Source organism: Actinacidiphila acididurans (assembly GCF_016918855.1).
Lineage (GTDB): Bacteria > Actinomycetota > Actinomycetes > Streptomycetales > Streptomycetaceae > Actinacidiphila > Actinacidiphila acididurans.
In genome coordinates, this window is record NZ_JADKYB010000002.1 from 378,464 (window position 1) to 399,222 (window position 20,759).

Consider the following 20,759-nt stretch of genomic DNA (forward strand, 5'->3'; position numbering starts at 1 on the left):
CCGGACGCGTCGAGAAGACCGAGGAAGGCCGCGCCCACCGGAGCGGGTCGGAGCCGGCCGAGAAGGTATTCGAGAAGGTAGAGGAAACTGTGACCGTCACGGATCTGCTGTCCTACGACGAGGCGCTGGCGGCCTACGACCCGGTGATGGGCCTGGAGGTCCACGTCGAGCTGGGCACGAAGACCAAGATGTTCTGCGGCTGCTCCACCGAGCTCGGTGCCGAGCCCAACTCGCAGGTGTGCCCCACCTGCCTGGGCATGCCCGGCTCGCTGCCGGTGGTCAACGCCACGGCCGTGGCGTCGGCCGTCACCATCGGCCTGGCACTGAACTGCGAGATCGCGCAGTGGTGCCGGTTCGCCCGGAAGAACTACTTCTACCCGGACATGCCGAAGAACTTCCAGACCTCGCAGTACGACGAGCCGATCGCCTACAACGGCTATCTGGACGTCCAGTTGGAGGACGGCGAGATCTTCCGGGTGCACATCGAGCGCGCCCACATGGAGGAGGACACCGGCAAGTCCACCCACGTCGGGGGCGCCACCGGACGCATCCACGGCGCGACGTACTCGCTGCTGGACTACAACCGGGCCGGCATCCCGCTGATCGAGATCGTCACCAAGCCCATCGAGGGCGCCGGCGAGCGGGCTCCGGAGGTCGCACGCGCGTACGTGGCCGAGCTGCGCGAGCTGATCCGTGCCCTCGGCGTCTCCGAGGCGCGGATGGAGATGGGCCAGATGCGCTGCGACGTCAACCTGTCGCTGCGGCCCAACGGCGAGCAGAAGTTCGGCACCCGCAGCGAGACCAAGAACGTCAACTCGCTGCGCAGCGTCGAGCGGGCGGCCCGGTTCGAGATCCAGCGGCACGCCGCGGTCCTCAGCGGCGGCGGCACCATCGTGCAGGAGACCCGGCACTTCCACGAGGAGGACGGCACCACCACCTCCGGCCGGATCAAGGAGGAGGCCGAGGACTACCGGTACTTCCCCGAGCCCGACCTGGTGCCGGTCGCCCCGGACCCGGCGTGGGTCGAGGAACTGCGGGCCGCCCTGCCCGAACTCCCCCTGGTGCGGCGGCAGCGGCTGCGGGAGGAATGGGGCATCTCCGACCACGAGATGCAGTCGGTGCTCAACGCCGGCGCTCTCGACCTCATCGTCGCCACCATCAACGAGGGCGCGGACGCGGCCGCGGCCCGCAAGTGGTGGATGGGCGAGCTGGCCCGGCATGCCAACGAGTCGGGCACCGAACTGGCCGACCTGCCCATCACCCCGGTCCAGGTGGCCCGGGTCGCGGCCCTGGTCGCCGCCGGGGACCTCAACGACAAGCTGGCCCGCCAGGTCATCGAGGGCGTGCTGGCCGGCGAGGGCGGCCCGGACCAGGTGGTCGAGCGGCGCGGCCTGAAGGTCGTCTCCGACGACAGCGCGCTGGGCGCGGCCGTGGACCAGGCCATCGCGGACAACGCCGCGGTCGCCGACAAGATCCGCGGCGGCAACCTGGCGGCGGCCGGCGCCCTCATCGGCGCGGTCATGAAACTCACCCGCGGTCAGGCGGACGCCCGCCGGGTCCGCGAACTCGTCCTGGAAAAGCTCGGCGTCCAGGGTTGACGCGCCAGGACTGACACTCATGGGCCGATGAACTGGCGTTCATAAGGCGGCGGTAAGGGCGGTACCCCGACTCGGGGTACCGCCCTTATGCATGTCTTATGTGTACCGACCATCAGATAGTTCCCCCTTGTGAGTAACCGCACGAAACCCCCAAAGGATCATTTTCTCCTGGCACAGTTGGGCGGTCGTCTCGATTCAGGGGAATAAATGGCCGCGCTCGCCCGATGGTGTCTCCGCCACCGCATCGTCGTTGTTCTCCTGTGGTCCGCACTTCTGGCCGGACTGTGCGCGGCGGCAGCCGTGGCGGGTTCCGCGTACTCGAAGCACTACGACGCCCCGGGCACCGAATCCGGCCGCGCCGCCGCCCTGCTGAGCCAGGCGCTGCCGGGCCAGGCCGGTGACGCAGACACCGTCGTCTGGCACACCGACCACGGCACCGTCCGGGCCGCCGCCGTCGAACAGACCATGACCCAGGTGCTGGACAAAGTCCGTACCCTGCCCGGCATCACCGGCGTCACCAGTCCGTACGGCAGCGACGGCGCCACGCAGATCAGCGCGGACGGCCGTACCGCCTACGCGGTGGCGAACTTCGCGCAGAACGCCGAGAACATCAGCGCCGGACAGGCCCGGGCCCTGGTCGACACCGCCAAGTCCGCGCAGGCGCCGGGCCTCGAAGTGGCCCTCGGCGGGCAGGCGGTCGGCGTCACCGTGACCACCGGCGGCGCCCACCTCAGCGAGATCATCGGCGTCGCGGTGGCCGCCGTGGTACTGCTGCTCGCCTTCGGCTCACTGGCCGCGATGACGCTGCCGCTGGCCACCGCCGTCATGGGGGTCGGCACCGCGTACATGGGCGTGGAACTGCTCGGCCACGCCATGACCGTCGCCGACTTCGCGCCCATGCTCGGCATGCTCATCGGCCTCGGGGTCGGCATCGACTACGCCCTGTTCATCGTCACCCGGCACCGGCGCGGCCTGAAGAACGGACTGACCGTCACCGAGGCCGCCGAGCAGGCGCTGGCCACCACCGGCCGCGCGGTGATCTTCGCCGGCGGCACGGTCTGCGTCGCGCTGCTCGGCATGTTCGTGCTGCGGCTCGGCTTCCTGAACGGCGTCGCCGTCGCCTCCTCGCTCACCGTCCTGTGCACGGTCGCCGCCTCGATCACCCTGCTGCCCGCGCTGCTCGGCTTCATCGGCCCGCGCGCCCTCAGCCGCCGCGAGCGCCGCCGGCTGGCCGCAGGCGCCGGCATCGGCGCCAGTACAGACGCACGTACCGACGTGAGCACCGACGGCGCCCTCCCGCCCGGCTTGCCGACCGGCGCCCCCCAGCCGGAAGTGCCCACCGGTCTCGCCGTGCGCTGGTCCGCTTTCGTCGAGCAGCGGCCCCGGCTGCTCGCCGCGGTGGCCGCCGTCGTGATGCTGGTGCTCGCCCTGCCCACCTTCTCCCTGCACCTGGGCAGCTCCGACCAGGGCAACGACCCGCGCACCGCGACCACCCGGCAGGCGTACGACATGCTCGCCGACGGCTTCGGCCCCGGCACCAACGGCCCGCTCACCCTGGTCGCCACCGCCGACGGCGGCTCGGCCCGGCTCGCCCTGGACCGGCTGCCCGGCGTTCTGCGCGACACCCCCGGCGTCGCCTCGGTCGACGCGCCCGGCACCGACCGCGCCGGCTCGACCGCCGTCCTCACCGTCGTACCCACCACCGCTCCGCAGTCCGCCGCCACCTCCGCGCTGGTCACCCGGCTGCGTCACCAGGTGCTGCCCGCCGTCGAGCAGGGCACCGGCCTGAAGGTCCTGGTCGGCGGCCAGACCGCGAGCTACGACGACTTCGCGGCCGTCGTCGTCGGCCGGCTGCCACTGCTCGTCGGCTGCGTGGTGGGGCTCGGCTGCGTCCTGCTGCTCCTCGCCTTCCGCTCGATCGGAGTACCCGTCAAGGCCGCGGTGATGAATGTCGCCGCGGTCGCGTCGTCCTTCGGCGTGGTCACCGCGATCTTCCAGTGGGGCTGGGGCAGCGACTGGCTGGGCCTGGGCCGGGCCGGGCCCATCGAGCCCTTCCTGCCGGTCATCATGATCTCGGTGCTGTTCGGGCTCTCCATGGACTACCAGGTGTTCCTGGTCAGCCGGATGTACGAGGAGTGGCGCGAGACCCGCGACAACCGCGTCGCGGTCCGGGTCGGGCTCGCCGAGACCAGCCGCGTGATCAACTCCGCGGCCGTCATCATGATCGCCGTCTTCCTCGCCTTCGTGCTCAGCGGCGACCGGCTGATCGCCATGTTCGGCATCGGCCTGGCCTCCGCCGTCGCCCTGGACGCCTTCGTCCTGCGCACCCTGCTGGTGCCCGCGCTGATGCACCTGCTCGGTGCGGCCAACTGGTGGCTGCCGGGCTGGCTGGACCGGCGGCTGCCCCGGATCAGTATCGAGCCGGTGGCCGCCGCCCCTGTCCTGACGGTGTGCGAGGTGTGCGCGGCCGCCTGCGGCGGTCAGTGCACCAGCGTGGGGTCCCCGAGCACTCCCGTGGCGCAGCCGTCGCCGTTGTCGTTGACAGCCCACTCCACCCGCAGCCGCAGCGCCCCGGACACGTCGAAGGTCTTCTGAACCGGGTTGCCGAGCGTGACCTGCTGGTGGAAGAGCTGGTTGCCGTCGGCCAGGATGGTGAACTCCACCGGCAGGTTCTTGCCGCTGTCGTCCACCCCGGCGGTGACCGAGAAGGTGCTCCACTGGCGGCCGAGGTTGTACTCGGCGTACCCGCCGTAGCAGTCCTCCGTCACCAGCGCGTCGTAGTACTGCTTGCCGTTGACCTCGGCGTTCTGCGTGGTCAACGAGCTGTTGTCGTCCGCCGGGGTCTCGGAACCGAGCATTTCCCGCTGCCCCGCGCTCATGGTGGGCGTGGCCCCCGGCGACTGCGAGTCGGTGGCCGTGGCGGTGTCGTCGGGCGTCAGCGGGGCGGCCGGGGTCGTGGAGGTGACGGCCGACGGTCCGGAGGCCGGGGCGGAGGGGTGCGAGCCGCCCGCCGTGTCGTGGCCGTCGCCGTTCCCGGACAGCGCCACACCGGCGGCCACGCCGCCGGCCACCAGCAGCACCGCCACCACGAGCGCGCCGATCACCTGCGGCTTGCGGCTGCGCCGCCGGGGCGTGCCGTCCCCGCTCCCGCCGCCTCCGGGAGAACCCGCGGCCGGCGGCAGCCCGCCGGAGCCGAGCGGCAGGGTCGGCTTGGTACGGTCCGGCAGCGGGGCGCTGGGGGGTTCGTGCGCGGCGGGAGCGGATTCCGGGTCGTGGTCCGCGGCTTCTTCCCGGTCGGGGGCCGGTGCCGGGGCCGGGGTGGGCGTCGGCGTCGCCGTGGGTGCCGGTGCCGGGGCCGACGCCTGGGCGGCGGGCGGCTCGGCGACTGCCTTGGCCTCGGTCCGGGGGCGCGGTACGGGCGGCGGTTCGGGTACGGGGACGGGTTCGGCGGCCGGTTCCGCCGCGGGCGCGGCCGCTTCGGCGGGTACGGGCCGGGCGGCCGGTACGCGCGCGGGCGGCGCGGGGGCGTAGGCGGGCGGCGGGGTGTGCACGGGGGCGTGCACGGGGGCCGGGGGAGTGGCCGGCGGCAGGGCGGGCGTGGGCGGTGCGGACGGCACGGCGGGTACGACGGGGTCGGCGGTGGTGGGTGCGACGGCGCCGGGCGCGTGCGCGGGCGGCGGCGGGGTCAGCGGGGCCGGGGGCGTCGACGGCGGCGCAGGCGTCGGCTTGCCGATCGGCAGCGGCGGCCGGGTGGTGGTGGAGATGACCGCGGGCCGCAACTCCTTGACCCAGGCGGCCAACGAATCCGGCCGGTTCGCCGGGTCGGTGGCCACGATGGCGGCGATCCGCGCGGCCTTGTCCGGGTCCAGCGGGGCGAGTTCGGGCAGGTCCAGCAGGGCCGCCCGCAGCGTCTCCGGCATGGTCGCCGGGGACGCGCCGCTCAGCAGGAAGTAGGCGATGGCGCCGAACGCGTACCGGTCGCTGGCCGGGGTCCGCTTGCCCTCGAACACCTCGGGCGCGGCGAATCCCGGGGTGAACCACACCTCGGCGGTCTGGTGGTCGGCGGTCAGCTTGCTCAGCCCGAAGTCGACCAGGGTGGCCTGGCCGTTGGCGTCGATCATCACATTGCCGGGGGACAGGTCGCCGTGCACCACCGTCCGGCCGGACGGCGTGCCCGCGCCGCTGTGCAGCCAGTCCAGCACGTCCGCGAGCTGCTCCAGGCAGCGCACCGCCTCCCGCCGCTCGGCCGGCGTGTCCAGCGTCCGCTCGGCCCGCCAGTCCCGCAGGTCCAGCCCCTCGACGTGGTTCATCACCAGATACAGCGCCCGGCCGGGCCCGGTGTCCACGCCGTGCGGCGCGCCCCCGGCCGGATGCGCCGAGGGCCCCTCGAAGTGCTCGCGCATGCCCACCACGCCCAGCCGGTGCACGAAGCGCAGCAGTTCGGCCTGCTCCCGCCACTTCTCGCTGATCCTGGTGAACATCTCCTGCGAGAGCGTCTGCCGCGCGTCGAGCATCTTCACCACGACCGGCTCGGTCGCCCCGCTCAGCTCCAGCTCCGCCAGATACAGCACCGCCTCGCCGCCGCGGCCGATCGACCGCAGCAGCCGGTAGCGGTCGGGTGCGTTGTCCGGGCCGATGTAGAGACCGGTGTCCGCCACGAGTGATCGATTCCCTCCCTGCGCCCTGGGCGGTGACCCCAATCCACCGGCGTCCAGGGGGAGTTCAGGGTCCCGTGCGGTTCATGAACGGGTCAAGCGGAGTTGCCCGCCTGTGACCTGCGGATGACGGCCCTGTGCCGGTCCCGTCTCGGCGCCGCCTAAGGACCCTCAGGCGTCGAGGCGCCCGAACGGGGGACACCTAAGGACCCCCGGGGCCGGATCTGAGGTGGACTGGGGACGCAGGCGGGGGTGGGCGGGGTCGTCTGAGGCCCGGGCGGGCGGCGAAGTTCGGGAAGGTGCCCGATGCGGGGCACCCCCCTTGGAGACGAAGCTGAATGCATCGAAAAGACGACGGAAACGAAGGGCCTGACGATGTTCGCCTACGAGATCTACCAGGAACGCCGCAACGAGTTCGAGCACCGTGCCGACCAGTGGCGGCTGGCCCGCGACGCACGCGCGGCGCGCGCCGCCGAGCGCCGGGAGCGGCGTACCGGAACGGGGCGCGCGGTGCGCACCGACACCCGCACCGATACCGAGGGAGCCTCTTCCCCCCGCCGCTCCCCGGGCCGGGTGCACCGCGTGCTCCACCCCCGCTCCGCGTCATGACCGCCGCCCCCGTGGCACCGGCCGCCGCCCCGGCGGCCGGTGCCGCACCGCCCGATCAAGAGCGGAACGGGCCCGGTACGGAAGCGGCCCCCGGAACACCGGGCGGCGCGACCGGAAGCGGAATCGGGGGCGGGGCCGGCCGGGGGGTAATCGGTGTCCCCGGCCAGGTCGGGCATGCCATCCTCGGGGCTGTGCAGACGCAAGTGCTCAGCCCCGTGTTCATCGGCCGGGACACCGAATTGACCCGGCTCGGCGCCGCCCTGACCGCGGCGGATCGAGGCGAGCCGCAGGCGGTGCTCATCGGCGGCGAGGCGGGCGTGGGCAAGACCCGGCTCACCGAGGAGTTCCTGACCGCCGCGCGCGACGCGGGCGCGGTCACCGCGCTGGGCGCCTGCGTCGAGATCGGCGCCGACGGGCTGCCCTTCGCCCCGGTCTCCACCGCGCTGCGCGCCCTGTACCGGACCCTGGGCGCCGAGCTGATCACCGCCGCGGCCGGACAGGAGGCCGAACTCGCCCGGCTGCTGCCCGAACTGGGCGAGAAGGGCGGCCTGCCGCGCGACGCGCACGACGAGGAGGGCAGGGTCCGGCTCTTCGAACTGACCGCCCGGCTGCTGGAACGCCTCGGCACCGCCCGCACCCTGGTCCTGGTCGTGGAGGACCTGCACTGGGCCGACCGCTCCACCCGCGAACTGCTGGCGTACCTCTTCCGCTCGCTCCAGCGCTCCCGGGTGGTGGTGGCCGCCACCTACCGCGCCGACGACATCCACCGCCGCCACCCGCTGCGGCCCTTCCTCGCCGAGACCGACCGGCTGCGCACCGTCGACCGGATCGAGCTGCCCCGGTTCAGCCACGACGAGGTCCGCCGCCAGCTCGCCGCCATCCTGGGCACCGAACCGGACGCCGCCGTGGTGGACCAGGTCTTCACCCGCTCCGACGGCAACCCCTTCTTCGTCGAGGAGTTGGCCTGCTCGCTCGGCCGCGGCTGCGCCACCGGCATCAGCGACTCCCTGCGCGACCTGCTGCTGGTGCGGGTCGAGGCGCTGTCCGACGACGCCCAGCGGGTGGTCAAGTTCGTCGCGGAGGGTGGCGACACCGTCGAGTACCGGCTGCTGGAGGCGATCTGCGGGCTGGACGAGGACCGCCTGCTCGACGCGCTGCGCACCGCGGTCGGCGCCAACATCCTGCTCCCCACCGACAGCGGCGACGGCTACCGGTTCCGCCACTCCCTGGTCCGCGAGGCGGTCGGCGACGACCTGCTGCCCGGCGAGCGCAGCCGGATCAACCGCCGTTACGCCGAGGCCGTCGAGGCCGACCCCGCGCTCGTCCGCGCCGACGAGCGCGCCGCCCGGCTGGCCAGCTACTGGTACGCCGCGCACGACCCGGCCCGCGCCCTGCCCGCGGTGCTGCACGCCTCCGCCGAGGCCAGTTGCCGGCACGCCTACGCCGAGCAGTACCGGCTGCTGGAACGCGCGCTGGAGCTGTGGGACGACGCGCCCGAGGAGGTACGGAACCGGCTGCGGCCGGTGGACCACGCCGAGTCGTACCCGCCGCGCGAGCCGGGCGCCCCGCTCGACTTCCTCGACCTGCTCGCCGAGGTCACCGTCGCCGCGCGGATGGGCGGCGAGCGGGAACGGGCCTGGTCGGTGGCCAAGCGCGGGCTCAAGCTCATGGAGCGGGCCGACGCCCCCGACCCGCTGCGCGCCGCCTGGTTCTGGGCCCAGCGCTCGCGGCTGACCGAGGACCTGGGCCGCGGCGACGGCTGGGAGGAGCTGTCCCGGGCCCGCGAACTCGTCCGCGACCTGCCGCCGTCCGCCGCGCACGCCGATGTGCTGGCCCGGATAGCGGGCTGGATCATGGTCCACAAGTCCGGTACGGAAGGGATCGCCATCGCCCGCCGGGCCGTCGAGTTCGCCCGGGCCAGCGGCGCCCACGACACCGAACTCCAGGCCCGGGTCACCCTCGGCATGCTCCAGGCGGACGGCGGTGACGTCGAGGGCGGCCTGGTCCAGGTCGAGGACGTCCGCCGGGTGGTCGCCGTACAGCCCACGCCGCCCGGCATGATCTCCCGCACCTACGGCAACCTCGCCTCCGCGCTGGAGGGCGCCGGGCGCTCCACCGAGGCGGTGCGGGTGGTCCGCGAAGGCAAGGACCTGGTCGGCGACACCGTCTCGCACATCACCCGGTCCTGGCTGCTCACCAACGAGGGCGAGTCGCTGCTGGCCCTCGGCCGGTACGAGGAGGCCGCCGCGCCGCTGGACGAGGCGGTCCGCCTGGTCGAGAGCGTCTACCTGCGGGCCTGTATCGAGATCCAGCGGGGCTTTCGCGCGCTCGCCACCGGTGACACCGAGGCGGCGGCCCGGCACCTCGCCGCCGCGGCGGAGGGGCTCGTCCACGACACCCAGCCGCAGCACGCGATTCCACTGCGGACCCTGACGCTTTCGGTGGCCGCCGCGCAGGGGCGGTACGCCGACGTCCGCCGCGAACTGCTGGCCGCGCTCGCCGCGGGCTTCCCCATCGGGACCTCCCGCTACACCTGGCCCCTGCTGCTGGCCGGCGCCACCGCCGAGGCCGACAGCGGGCAGGCCGATCCCGCCGTGCTCGACCGGATCCGCTCCGCCGCCCGCGAACTGCCCCGCCCCGTCCCGCTGTGCGAGGCCTACGCTCTCCTCCTCGACGCCGAACTCGCCCGCGCCGAAGGCCGGTTCGACCCCGCGCCCTGGGCCGCCGCCGAGCAGGCCCTCACCGGCCAGGAACGCCCCGTCGAACTCGCCGCCGTCCGCCACCGCCACGCCGAGGCCCTCCTCGCCACGGGCGCCCCCGACGGCCGCGACACCGCCGGCTGCCTCCTCGCCGACGCCCACGCCGCCGCCTCCCGCGCGGGCGCGCGCCCCCTCACCGACCACATCACCCGCCTCGCCCAGCGCGCCCGCCTCCCCCTCGTCCACCCCACCACCGCCCCCGCCCCCGCCTTCGGCCTCACCGCCCGCGAACGCGACGTCCTCCGCCTCGTCGCCGACGGCCGCACCAACCGGCAAATCGCCGAAACCCTCTTCATCTCCCCCAAAACCGCCAGCGTCCACGTCTCCAACATCCTCGCCAAACTCCACGTCTCCACCCGCACCGAAGCCGCCACTACCGCCCACCGCCTAGGCCTCTTCCCTCCCCCCGCCTGACGCCCGACGCCGGCGCCCCCTCATTTCCGCGGCGCCGGCGAGAAGCAAACAGGGCAGAGGGCCCCCGAGCCGGGGCCCGGCCAACCGTACGGACGAGGAGACGGGTCAGCTCACGGAGACGCGGAGCAAACGATCGTCACCGGGCTTGGGCGTCCCGCGCCCGTCCGTATTGCTCGTGGTCAAGAGCAACGTGTGATCGTCGAGGGCTACCACGGTCCGGAGCCGGCCGTAGGTGTGGGTGAAAAAGGCCTGCGGGGGCGCCGCGGTGTGCGTGCCGTTGAGGGGGATGCGCCAGAGGCGTTCGCCCTTGAGGGCGGCCATCCAGATGGAGCCGGCGGCGTAGGCGATGCCGCTGGGGGAGGCCTGGTCGGTGGGCCACTGGGCGACCGGGTCGACGTAGGCGGGGTTGTGGGCGATGCCCTCGACGACGGGCCAACCGTAATTCTTCCCGGGCTCGATGAGATTGAGCTCGTCCCACTTGTCCTGGCCGAATTCGGAGGCCCACAGGTGGCCCGCGGGGTCCCAGGCGAGCCCCTGGACGTTGCGGTGACCGAGGGAGTAGACGAGCGATCCGGGGAACGGATTGTCCTGCGGCGGCTGCCCGTCCGGCGTCATCCGCAGGATCTTCCCGCCGAGCGAGGACATGTTCTGCGCGAGCGAGCGGTTGCCGGTCTCCCCGGTCCCGGCATAGAGCATCCCGTCCGGCCCGAACGCGATCCGCCCGCCGTTGTGCAGGGTCCCGCTGGGAATGTCCCGCACAATCGTGTCGGGCGCCCCGAGCTGCTCCCCGGCCGGCCGCGACGGATCGTAGATCATCCGCGCGATGCGATTGTCGGACTCAGTGGTGAAGTACGCATAGACCATCTGGTCCGACCCGAAGTCGGGCGAGACCGCGAGCCCGAGCAGCCCGCCCTCCCCGCCCTGCGGGTGGCTCACGCCCGGCACCGAACCGACCTCGGCGACCGTCCCCTTGTCCGGGTCGACCCGCGAGATGCGGCCGCTGTCCCGGGATGCCACCAGCAGCGCGCCGTCGGGCAGTTGGGCCACGCCCCACGGGGTGGACAGGTGCGTGGCCACGGTCCCGGTCACCGTGGCCGTACCCCTGGCGGGCGCGGCCGAGGGAGTCGCGCCGGACGGTGAGGCGGCGGAAGCCGAAGGCGCGGGCGCGGCGGCCGAGGTGCGCGCGGGCCGGCCGGTCGGCGAGAGCAGCGGAGAGGTCGTACCGCCCCCGCCGTCGCACCCGGCGAGCAGGACGACGGCGACAGCGGCCACGACACCGGCCCGTACCCCCACCACCGGACCCCGCACCCCCGCAGCGCCCCGGCGACGTACGACCCCGCCGGGGACACGGACAGTACGTACACGGGCACGGGCGGCGGCGGTACGGCTCACTGCTGGTCCTCGCAACGTCACTGGCTCCCTCGGTCCAGGCAAGCACACCACACCGCGGCCCGCCGACGCGGCGGTTCCGGTATGTGGGCGGACGCGATTCGATCACGAAGCGGCGGCCGCCCGTGGCGGTGCGGCCGGCTCAGTCCCAGGACCCGAGGGCCGGCGGCAGCGCCGCGATCTCCGCCAGGTCGGCCCGGTCGAGCACCAGGTCGGCGGCGCCCGCGTTCTCCGCGGTCCAGCGGGCGGACTTGGCGCCGGGCACGGGCACGACACCGGGCGCCTGGGTGAGGGTCCAGGCGAGGGCGACCTGCGCGGGCGTGGCGCCGTGGCGGGCGGCCACCCGGCGCAGTCCGGCCACGATCGGCTGGTTCGCGGCCATCATCTCGGCGGTGAACCGCGGGTGCCGGGCCCGCAGGTCGCCCGGCTCGAAGCCCTGGCCGGGCGTGAGGGTGCCGGTGAGGAAGCCATTGCCCAGCGGCATCGCGGCCAGGAAGCCGATGCCGCGCGCGGCGCACCAGGGCAGCAGCTCGGCCAGCGCCTCGCGCGCCCACACCGACAGCTCGGCCTGCACACTGCTCACCGGGAACACCTGCTGGACCCGGGCCAGTTGGCGGAGGGTCCCGTCGTACAGCTTTCCGCCACCGCGCCGTTCGGCCCGCGCGCCCACGGCGCACAGCCCGAGCGCGCGCACCTTCCCGGCGGACACCAGTTCAGCCATCGCGCCCCAGGTCTCCTCCACGGGCACCTCGGGATCCGCGCGGTGCAACTGGTAGAGGTCGATGACGTCGGTCTGCAGCCGGCGCAGCGACGCGTCGCACGCCCTGCGCACGTATCCGGGGCGGCCGTTGGCCACGATGTGCTGGTCGCCGACCAGCAGGCCGCACTTGGTGGCGACGAACGCCTCGCTCCGCCGCTCCTTGAGCACCCGCCCCAGCAGCAACTCATTGGTGAACGGCCCGTACATGTCGGCGGTGTCCAGCAAAGTGGTGCCGTGGTCCAGCGCGGTGTGCACCGCCCGCAGCGACGCCTCGCCGCCGTGCCGTGACGGGGTGTACGCCCAGCTCATCGGCATGCACCCCAGCCCGACGGCGCCCACCGCCAACGCCGACGCCCCGACCGTCCTGCGCTCCACCCGCCCGACCTCCCTCAAGCGCCCCCACTGTGTCATAGCCTCCTGACCATGACCGACACACCCACCACCGGCCCCTTGCCCCCCGGCACCACCGTTTCCGCCGCCCCCGGCCGCCGCCCGCAGGTGTGGCTGTCCCTCCCGCCCGCCGACATCGACGGGCTGCCCGACGCCTTCGACTACGTGTACTGGGACGGCACCACCCCCGACTTCCCGGCCGACCCGGGCGAGGCGGTCTTCTACGTCGTCCCGTACATGCAGGGCCCGACCGCCGGAGCGCTGCCGCTGCCGCACATGCGCAGCGTGCGGGTGGTGCAGACACTGAGCGCCGGCGTGGACAACATCGCGCCGCACCTCGGGCAGCTCCCGCCCGGCGTCAGCCTGTGCAACGCCCGCGGGGTGCACGAGGCCAGCACCGCCGAACTCGCGCTGACCCTGACCCTGGCCTCGCTGCGCGGCATCCCCCGCTTCGTGCGCGGCCAGGACAACGAGAAGTGGTACGCGGGGTTCTACCCGGCGCTGGCCGACCGCAGGGTGCTCATCGTCGGCTACGGCTCGATCGGCGCCGCGGTCGAGGACCGGTTGGTGCCCTTCGAGTGCGAGGTGGTCCGGGTCGCCCGGGGGGCGCGTTCGACGGCCCGCGGCCCGGTGCACGCGCTCGACGAACTCCCCGCGCTCCTCCCGCACGCCGATGTCGTGATCCTCACCACGCCGCTGACCGAGCAGACCCGCGGTCTGGTCAACGCGCCCTTCCTGGCGGCGATGAAGGACGGCGCGCTGCTGGTCAACATGGCCCGCGGACCCGTGGTCGACACCAAGGCGCTGCTCGCCGAGACCGAGTCCGGCCGGCTCACGGCGGCACTGGATGTCACCGACCCCGAGCCGCTGCCCGCCGGCCACCCGCTGTGGCACGCGCCGGGCGTGCTGATCAGCCCGCATGTCGGCGGCTCCACCTCGGCCTTCCTGCCCCGCGCCGAGCGGCTGGTACGCGGCCAGCTCGAACGGTTCGCGGCCGGCCTGCCACTGGAGAACGTCGTCGCGGTGAGCTGATCCGCCTCTCCCGATCCGCCTCCGCGCGCCGCCCGCGCCCGGCCGGCACCGGGGCCGCCGCACGGCCGCCCGCCTATGCGGCCGGCATGAGCCCGGCACCGAGTGACTGCGCGCGGTGTTCAGTGACCCCCGATCTGATTACGCTCAGTAGAAAACCCCTGTCCCTGAGTGACGAATCTGGTGTATCGTCCGAATCCGGGGGCACGTAGCAACCGTGACAGTGCGGACGCGACGTTGAGAACGACGAGCAAGTAAAGGGGGGCGACGGGCAATGCACGGCGCACACCTGACCACCACAGCGCGGACCGCCACACCGCGCCGACGCCACCAGGCCGCGCGGTGAGCGCCACCCAGGCGGTGATCATGGCGCCGCAGGCCCGCGAGAGCCGTACCGGACTCCTGCCGCAGCTTCTGGTCGCGCTGCTGTGCGGCGGCTACACCACGGGCGCGGCCCTCGGCTGGGGCACCGGTGAACTCGCCCTGATCATGGGCGACTTCGGGCTCGCCGCCGCCTCGGCCACGGCGTGCGTGTCCGCGCTGCTGTACGGGCGGCGGGTGGCCGGCCCGGCCCGGCCGGCCTGGCTGCTGTTCGCCTTCTCCTCGGCGATGAGCGGCCTCGGCAACTCCATCTGGGGCTGGTACGAGGTGGTGCTGCGCGAGCCGGTGCCGCAGCCCTCGGTCGCCGACTTCTGCTTCCTGATGTTCGCGCCGCCCGCCATCATCGGCCTGCTCGTGCTGGCCAAGCGCCCGGTCACCCGGGCCGGCTGGGTGTGCCTGACCCTGGACACCTGGCTGATCGGCGGCTCGCTGCTCACCTTGTCCTGGAGCCTGGCGCTGGCCCGCACCGCCTCCGCCGACGGCCCGAGCACCGCCCGCACCGCGCTGTCGCTGGCCTACCCGCTGCTGGACATCGTGCTGGTCAGCATGGTGCTGGCACTGCACTTCCGGCGCTCGGCGGTCAACCGCGCGGCCGTCAACACCGCCATCGCCGCGCTGGCCGTGACCGTGCTGTGCGACGCGCTGTTCACCTCGCCGCTGCTGCGCGCCCACTACCGCTCCGGCCAGATCCTGGACGCGGGCTGGTTCGCCGGCAGCATGCTGATGGCGTACGCGCCCTGGGTCGGCACCCGCCAGCCGCAGCCTCCCCGCCGCACCGCCGGCCACCGGGGCACCGGCTCGCTCAGCGCCCTGACCCCGTACCTGGCCGCCGCCGTATGCACCCTGGGCATCCTCTACAACGTCATCACCGGGCACACCGGCGACCGCGTCGTGCTCTTCACCGGCTGCACCGTGGTGCTGGCCCTGGTGGTCCGGCAGGGCATCATGCTGCTGGACAACATCGCCCTCACCCAGGAACTCGCCCAGCAGGAGAACCACTTCCGCTCCCTGGTGCAGGGCTCCAGCGACGTCATCATGATCGCCGCCCCCACCGGTGTGCTGCGGTACGTCAGCCCCGCCGCGCAGGGCGTCTACGGCCGGGACCCGGAGGAGCTGGTCGGCACCGAGTTGGCCGCCCACATCCATCCCGACGACCTGGGCCGGGTGGTGCACGAGGTGCGCCGCTTCCTGGCCGCGCCACCCGGGGAGGAGGCCGCCACCCGGATCGAGTGCCGGATCCGCTCGGGCCGCGCCAAGGGCGCAGTGAAGGACCCGGCCGCCGGAGACCCGGCCCTGGTGCCGGCGCAGGACACCCGCGGGGACGCCGCGACCGGGCCGGGCGCTCCCGCCCGCGCCGACACCGCCGCAGACGCCGACCTCGACGCGGCCACCGGGCAGGACATCACCGACGGCGCCGCGGCGGGCGGCGACGACCCCGGCTGGCTGTACGTGGAGTCCAGCGTCAAGCGCTACCAGGGCGGCCTGATCTTCAACAGCCGCGACGTCACCGAGCGGGTGCGGCTCCAGGCCCAGCTCCAGCACAGTGCCTCCCACGACCCGCTCACCGACCTGCCCAACCGGGCCCTGTTCACCGAGCGGGTCGGCCAGGCGCTGTCCGGCCGCCGCACCGGCGAGGGCCGGCCCGCGGTGCTCTACGTCGACCTGGACGGCTTCAAAGCGGTCAACGACACCGCCGGCCACCAGACCGGCGACGAACTGCTGGTGCAGGCCGCACGCCGGCTGCGCGAGGCCCTGCGGGCCGGCGACACCCCCGCGCGCCTGGGCGGCGACGAGTTCGCGGCCCTGATCACCGGCCCCGAGGACGACCGCGGGCTGCGCGAGCAGCAGGTCCGGGAGATCGCCGACCGGCTGCGGGCCGTGCTCTCCGAGCCGTACCCGATCGCCGGCCACGAGGGCGGCGAGGTGCGGGTCGGCGCCAGCGTCGGCATCGCCTTCGCCGAGCCCGGCGTCAGCCCCGGCGAGCTGATGCGCCAGGCCGACCTGGCGATGTACCGGGCCAAGCAGGGCGGCAAGGGCCGGGTCGAGGTGTACGTCCCGCAACTGCGCGCCGACATGGTGCGCCGCACCGAGCTGGCCGGACGCGTCTGGCGGGCACTGGACGACGGAGAGTTCACCCTGCTGCACCAGCCGGTGGTCGACCTGTCCGGCGGCCGCATCACCGGAGTGGAGGCCCAGGCCCGCTGGCGCTCCGCACAGGGCATCCTGTTCACCCCCGCGGAGTTCCTGCACGCCGCCGAGGACACCGACCGCAGCTTAAAGCTGGGGCGGTGGCTGCTGGAGCAGGCCGTCGCCCAAGCCGCGCTGCGGTACGCGGCCGGCCACTGCGTCCCGGTGACCGTACGGCTGTCCGCCGGCCGGCTGCTGCACCGCGACCTGCCCCCCGACACCATCGAGACCCTGCTCGGCCGGCACGCCCTTCCCCCCGGCGCCCTGCTGCTGGAGCTGACCGGCGGCGACCCGGGCATTCCGCACGCCGAGCTGGAACGCCGGCTGGCCGCCCTGCGCGCCCTCGGCGTCGGCATCTGTCTCGGCGGCTTCAGCGGCGGCCACGGGGCGCTGGCCGCCCTGCACAGCCTCCCGGTGGACGCCGTCAAGCTGGACCGCTCCTTCGTGGACGGCCTGGTCGAGTCCACCCGGCTGCACAAGATCACCCGCGGGCTGCTGCGGATCGCCGCCGACCTGGGCGTGCGCACCGTCGCCGACGGCGTGGACCGCCCCGAGCAGGTGCAGGCCCTGCGCGAGATGGGCTGCACCCAAGGCGTGGGCATGGCCTTCTCCGGCCCCCTGGACGAGCATCGGCTGCGCGGCTCGCTCACCCGCGGCCGCTTCCCCGTACCCCGGGAAACACCCCGTGAACAGGTCACCTCCACCACCCTGCCACCCGCCCCGAGACGTTCGAATGCTGAGACGCCCGTCCCACCGGCTTGACACCCCCCGGGCCACCGGAGGAAGGTCAAGGCCATGCGCACCCGAATTCTCGTACTTGGAAAGCGCGTCGGCTGACCGAGGCCCCAGGCCTCACCCCCACCGGCGCGCTCCCCTCGCTTGCCTCACGGCACGAGGGGTTTTTTGTTGTCCGGCGTTGCGCCGGCGACACCCCGGCCCCCCAATGGTCCGGCCCTTGCCGTCCGGACCCGAGCAAACCCTCATCTTCGAGAGAAGAGAACGCAGATGACCGAGCAGGCCACCGGGTCCCACCACCCACAGCCGCGGAACCGCACCGCGGCGCCCACCGCCCCCGCCGAGCGCATGACGGGTGCGCAGGCGCTCGTCCGCTCCCTCGAGGCCGTCGGCGCCGACACGGTATTCGGCATCCCCGGTGGCGCGATCCTGCCGGCGTACGACCCCCTGATGGACTCCTCCAAGGTCCGCCACGTGCTGGTCCGGCACGAGCAGGGCGCCGGGCACGCCGCGACCGGCTACGCGCAGGCCACCGGCAAGGTCGGGGTGTGCATGGCCACCTCGGGCCCGGGCGCGACCAACCTGGTGACGCCGATCGCCGACGCCCACATGGACTCGGTGCCGATCGTCGCCATCACCGGCCAGGTGGCGTCGAAGTCCATCGGCACCGACGCCTTCCAGGAGGCGGACATCTGCGGCATCACCATGCCGATCACCAAGCACAACTTCCTGGTCACCGAGGCCGCCGACATCCCGCGCACGATCGCCGAGGCGTTCCACATCGCCGCCACCGGCCGCCCCGGCCCGGTGTTGGTCGACATCACCAAGGACGCGCTGCAGAACCAGACGCTGTTCTCCTGGCCGCCGCAGCAGGACCTGCCCGGCTACCGCCCGGTGACCAAGCCGCACGCCAAGCAGATCCGCGAGGCCGCCCGGCTGATCAACGAGTCCCGGCGCCCGGTGCTCTACGTCGGCGGCGGCGTCCTGAAGGCGCGGGCCACCGCCGAGCTGCGGATCCTGGCCGAGCTGACCGGCGCCCCGGTGACCACCACCTTGATGGGCCTGGGCGCCTTCCCCGACAGCCACCCGCAGCACGTCGGCATGCCCGGCATGCACGGCAGCGTCACCGCGGTCACCGCCCTGCAGCGGGCCGACCTGGTCGTGGCGCTCGGCGCGCGGTTCGACGACCGGGTCACCGGCAAGCTGGAGACGTTCGCGCCGTACGCGAAGGTGGTGCACGCCGACATCGACCCGGCGGAGATCTCCAAGAACCGGGTCGCGGACGTGCCGATCGTCGGCGACGCCCGCGAGGTGCTGGCCGACCTGATCGTGGCGGTCCAGGCCGAGCACGAGACCGGCCACCGCGGCGACTACACGGAGTGGTGGGAGCAGCTCAACTTCTGGCGCAACACCTACCCGCTGGGCTACGACCTGCCGGCCGACGGCAGCCTGTCCCCGCAGCAGGTCATCCAGCGGATCGGCGAGCTGGCCCCGGAGGAGACGCTGTACGCGGCGGGCGTCGGCCAGCACCAGATGTGGGCCGCGCAGTTCATCAACCACGAGAAGCCCTGCACCTGGTTCAACTCCGGCGGCGCAGGGACCATGGGCTACGCGGTGCCCGCCGCCATGGGCGCCAAGGCCGGCCGCCCGGACGCCACCGTGTGGGCCATCGACGGCGACGGCTGCTTCCAGATGACCAACCAGGAACTGACCACCTGCGCGCTGAACAACATCCCGATCAAGGTCGCCATCATCAACAACGGTGTCCTGGGCATGGTCCACCAGTGGCAGAACCTCTTCTACGGCGAGCGGTTCTCCAATACGGTGCTGCACGACGGCGCGACCGAGGCGCCCGGCTCGACCCGGGGCGTCGGCGCCGGCCCCAGCCGCGGCACCCGGGTGCCGGACTTCGTCAAGCTGGCCGAGGCGATGGGCTGCGTGGGCCTGCGCTGCGAGTCGCCGGCGGACCTGGACAAGGTCATCGCCGAGGCCAACGCGATCAACGACCGCCCGGTGGTCGTGGACTTCATCGTCCACGAGGACGCGATGGTGTGGCCGATGGTGGCCGCCGGCACCTCCAACGACGAGATCATGGCCGCGCGTGACGTGCGTCCCGACTTCGGCGACGTGCTGGAGGACTGACCGGGCGCCCCGCACCGAGACGTCACCCAGTCACCCCGACACCGAGACCACCGACCGCGCGCCGACGAGCCGGCCCGAGCCGACAGGGAAACCCGCACATGTCCAAGCACACCCTCTCCGTCCTGGTGGAGAACAAGCCCGGCGTCCTGGCCAGGATCACCGCCCTGTTCTCCCGCCGCGGCTTCAACATCGACTCCCTTGCCGTCGGCACCACCGAGCACCCGGAGATCTCCCGGATCACCATCGTCGTCAACGTCATCGACGAGCTGCCGCTGGAACAGGTGACCAAACAGCTCAACAAGCTCGTCAATGTGCTGAAGATCGTGGAGCTGGACCCGGCGGCGGCCGTCCACCGGGAACTGGTCCTGGCCAAGGTCCGGGCCGACAACGAGACGCGCTCCCAGATCGTGGAGATCGTCCAGCTCTTCCGGGCCAAGACCGTGGACGTCTCCCCGGAGGCGGTCACCATCGAGGCCACCGGCAGCGCCGACAAGCTGGAGGCCATGCTCAAGATGCTGGAGCCGTTCGGCATCAAGGAGCTGGTCCAGTCCGGCACCATCGCCATCGGGCGCGGAGCCCGTTCCATCACCGACCGCTCGCTGCGGGCCCTCGACCGGTCCGCGTGAGCCCTCCCGCACCCACCGGTCGTACGGTGGGCGGTACAACCCCGATCAAGGAGAAACCAGAAGTGGCCGAGCTGTTCTACGACGACGACGCCGACCTGTCCATCATCCAGGGCCGCAAGGTCGCGGTCATCGGCTACGGCAGCCAGGGCCACGCCCACGCGCTGTCGCTGCGCGACTCGGGCGCCGACGTCCGGGTCGGGCTGCACGAGGGTTCGAAGTCCAAGGTCCAGGCCGAGGAGCAGGGCCTGCGGGTGGTCAGCGTGGCCGAGGCCGCCGAGGAAGCCGACGTCATCATGATCCTGGTGCCGGACCCGATCCAGGCCCGGGTCTACGAGGAGTCCATCAAGGACCACCTCAAGGACGGCGACGCGCTGTTCTTCGGCCACGGCCTCAACATCCGGTACGGCTTCATCAAGCCGCCCGCCGGGGTGGACGTGTGCATGGTCGCCCCCAAGGGCCCCGGCCACCTGGTGCGCCGCCAGTACGAGGAGGGCCGCGGCGTGCCGTGCATCGCCGCGGTGGAGCAGGACGCCACCGGCAAGGCGTTCGCGCTGGCGCTGTCGTACGCCAAGGGCATCGGCGGCACCCGGGCCGGCGTCATCAAGACCACCTTCACCGAGGAGACCGAGACCGACCTCTTCGGCGAGCAGGCGGTGCTGTGCGGCGGCACCTCCGCGCTGGTCAAGGCCGGCTTCGAGACCCTGGTCGAGGCCGGCTACCAGCCGGAGATCGCCTACTTCGAGTGCCTGCACGAGCTCAAGCTCATCGTCGACCTGATGTACGAGGGCGGCCTGGAGAAGATGCGCTGGTCGGTCTCGGAGACCGCCGAGTGGGGCGACTACGTCACCGGCCCGCGGATCATCACCGACGCCACCAAGGCCGAGATGAAGAAGGTGCTGGCCGAGATCCAGGACGGCTCCTTCGCCAACAACTGGATCGCCGAGTACAACGCGGGTCTGCCGCGGTACAACGAATACAAGAAGGCGGACGAGAACCACCTGCTGGAGACCACCGGCAAGAAGCTGCGCAAGCTGATGAGCTGGGTGGACGAGGAGGCGTAAGCCCCTCGCCGAGGCCGCGCCCGG

General features: G+C 73.1%; 12 protein-coding genes. 9 read left to right on the plus strand and 3 right to left on the minus strand.

What is annotated here, in order from left to right; all coding sequences use genetic code 11:
- Positions 1 to 89 precede the first annotated feature (89 nt).
- Both gatB and ITX44_RS04690 read left to right on the plus strand, forming a co-directional pair.
- Complete coding sequence (gene gatB, locus ITX44_RS04685) at positions 90 to 1,598, plus strand: Asp-tRNA(Asn)/Glu-tRNA(Gln) amidotransferase subunit GatB (protein WP_205355690.1); 1,509 nt, start codon at positions 90 to 92, stop codon at positions 1,596 to 1,598.
- 207 nt (positions 1,599 to 1,805) lie between these two features.
- Positions 1,806 to 4,193, plus strand: coding sequence for an MMPL family transporter (locus tag ITX44_RS04690; RefSeq protein ID WP_205355691.1), 2,388 nt, complete (start codon positions 1,806 to 1,808; stop codon positions 4,191 to 4,193).
- On the opposite strand, the gene ITX44_RS42050 is transcribed toward ITX44_RS04690, so the two are convergent.
- A complete protein-coding gene (locus ITX44_RS42050; RefSeq protein WP_205355692.1) occupies positions 4,079 to 6,256 on the minus strand; it encodes a protein kinase domain-containing protein in 2,178 nt (725 codons plus the stop codon). The two genes, ITX44_RS04690 and ITX44_RS42050, sit on opposite strands and share 115 nt — an antisense overlap.
- A 372-nt stretch (positions 6,257 to 6,628) precedes the next feature.
- Between ITX44_RS42050 and ITX44_RS04700 the strand changes: the two genes are divergently transcribed.
- Complete coding sequence (locus tag ITX44_RS04700) at positions 6,629 to 6,862, plus strand: hypothetical protein (RefSeq protein ID WP_205355693.1); 234 nt, start codon at positions 6,629 to 6,631, stop codon at positions 6,860 to 6,862.
- A 191-nt stretch (positions 6,863 to 7,053) separates the two neighbouring features.
- Entirely contained in the window at positions 7,054 to 10,035 is a 2,982-nt protein-coding gene (locus ITX44_RS04705; RefSeq protein ID WP_307795096.1) for a helix-turn-helix transcriptional regulator, read from the plus strand.
- A gap of 105 nt (positions 10,036 to 10,140) precedes the next feature.
- On the opposite strand, the gene ITX44_RS04710 is transcribed toward ITX44_RS04705, so the two are convergent.
- Both ITX44_RS04710 and ITX44_RS04715 read right to left on the minus strand, forming a co-directional pair.
- Positions 10,141 to 11,307, minus strand: coding sequence for a PQQ-dependent sugar dehydrogenase (locus ITX44_RS04710; protein WP_307795097.1), 1,167 nt, complete (start codon positions 11,305 to 11,307; stop codon positions 10,141 to 10,143).
- Between the two features lie 259 nt (positions 11,308 to 11,566).
- Positions 11,567 to 12,559 (minus strand): aldo/keto reductase, encoded by a 993-nt coding sequence (locus ITX44_RS04715; RefSeq protein WP_205355695.1) that lies wholly within the window; start codon positions 12,557 to 12,559, stop codon positions 11,567 to 11,569.
- A gap of 48 nt (positions 12,560 to 12,607) precedes the next feature.
- Here ITX44_RS04715 and ITX44_RS04720 point away from each other — a divergent pair, with 48 nt between their 5' ends.
- The 5 genes from ITX44_RS04720 to ilvC all read left to right on the plus strand — a co-directional run bounded on the left by ITX44_RS04720 (position 12,608) and on the right by ilvC (position 20,735).
- A complete protein-coding gene (locus tag ITX44_RS04720) occupies positions 12,608 to 13,606 on the plus strand; it encodes a 2-hydroxyacid dehydrogenase (protein WP_205355696.1) in 999 nt (332 codons plus the stop codon).
- Between the two features lie 363 nt (positions 13,607 to 13,969).
- Complete coding sequence (locus ITX44_RS40775) at positions 13,970 to 16,933, plus strand: putative bifunctional diguanylate cyclase/phosphodiesterase (RefSeq protein WP_236060105.1); 2,964 nt, start codon at positions 13,970 to 13,972, stop codon at positions 16,931 to 16,933.
- Between the two features lie 243 nt (positions 16,934 to 17,176).
- A complete protein-coding gene (locus ITX44_RS04730) occupies positions 17,177 to 19,048 on the plus strand; it encodes an acetolactate synthase large subunit (RefSeq protein ID WP_205355697.1) in 1,872 nt (623 codons plus the stop codon).
- Positions 19,049 to 19,146: 98 nt separating this feature from the next.
- Positions 19,147 to 19,674, plus strand: a complete 528-nt coding sequence (ilvN, locus tag ITX44_RS04735) for an acetolactate synthase small subunit (protein WP_205355698.1) — start codon at positions 19,147 to 19,149, stop codon at positions 19,672 to 19,674.
- 62 nt (positions 19,675 to 19,736) lie between these two features.
- A complete protein-coding gene (gene ilvC, locus ITX44_RS04740; RefSeq protein ID WP_205355699.1) occupies positions 19,737 to 20,735 on the plus strand; it encodes a ketol-acid reductoisomerase in 999 nt (332 codons plus the stop codon).
- The last annotated feature ends 24 nt before the right edge of the window (positions 20,736 to 20,759 follow it).

What these genes read in the sequence shown, in the direction of transcription:
- ITX44_RS04690 (WP_205355691.1), top strand. Translation starts at nt 1,806, where the DNA reads ATGGCCGCGCTCGCCCGATGGTGTCTCCGCCACCGCATCGTCGTTGTT.
- ITX44_RS04700 (WP_205355693.1), top strand. Translation starts at nt 6,629, where the DNA reads ATGTTCGCCTACGAGATCTACCAGGAACGCCGCAACGAGTTCGAGCAC.
- ITX44_RS04720 (WP_205355696.1), top strand. Translation starts at nt 12,608, where the DNA reads ATGACCGACACACCCACCACCGGCCCCTTGCCCCCCGGCACCACCGTT.
- ITX44_RS40775 (WP_236060105.1), top strand. Translation starts at nt 13,970, where the DNA reads ATGGCGCCGCAGGCCCGCGAGAGCCGTACCGGACTCCTGCCGCAGCTT.
- ITX44_RS04730 (WP_205355697.1), top strand. Translation starts at nt 17,177, where the DNA reads ATGACCGAGCAGGCCACCGGGTCCCACCACCCACAGCCGCGGAACCGC.
- ilvN (WP_205355698.1), top strand. Translation starts at nt 19,147, where the DNA reads ATGTCCAAGCACACCCTCTCCGTCCTGGTGGAGAACAAGCCCGGCGTC.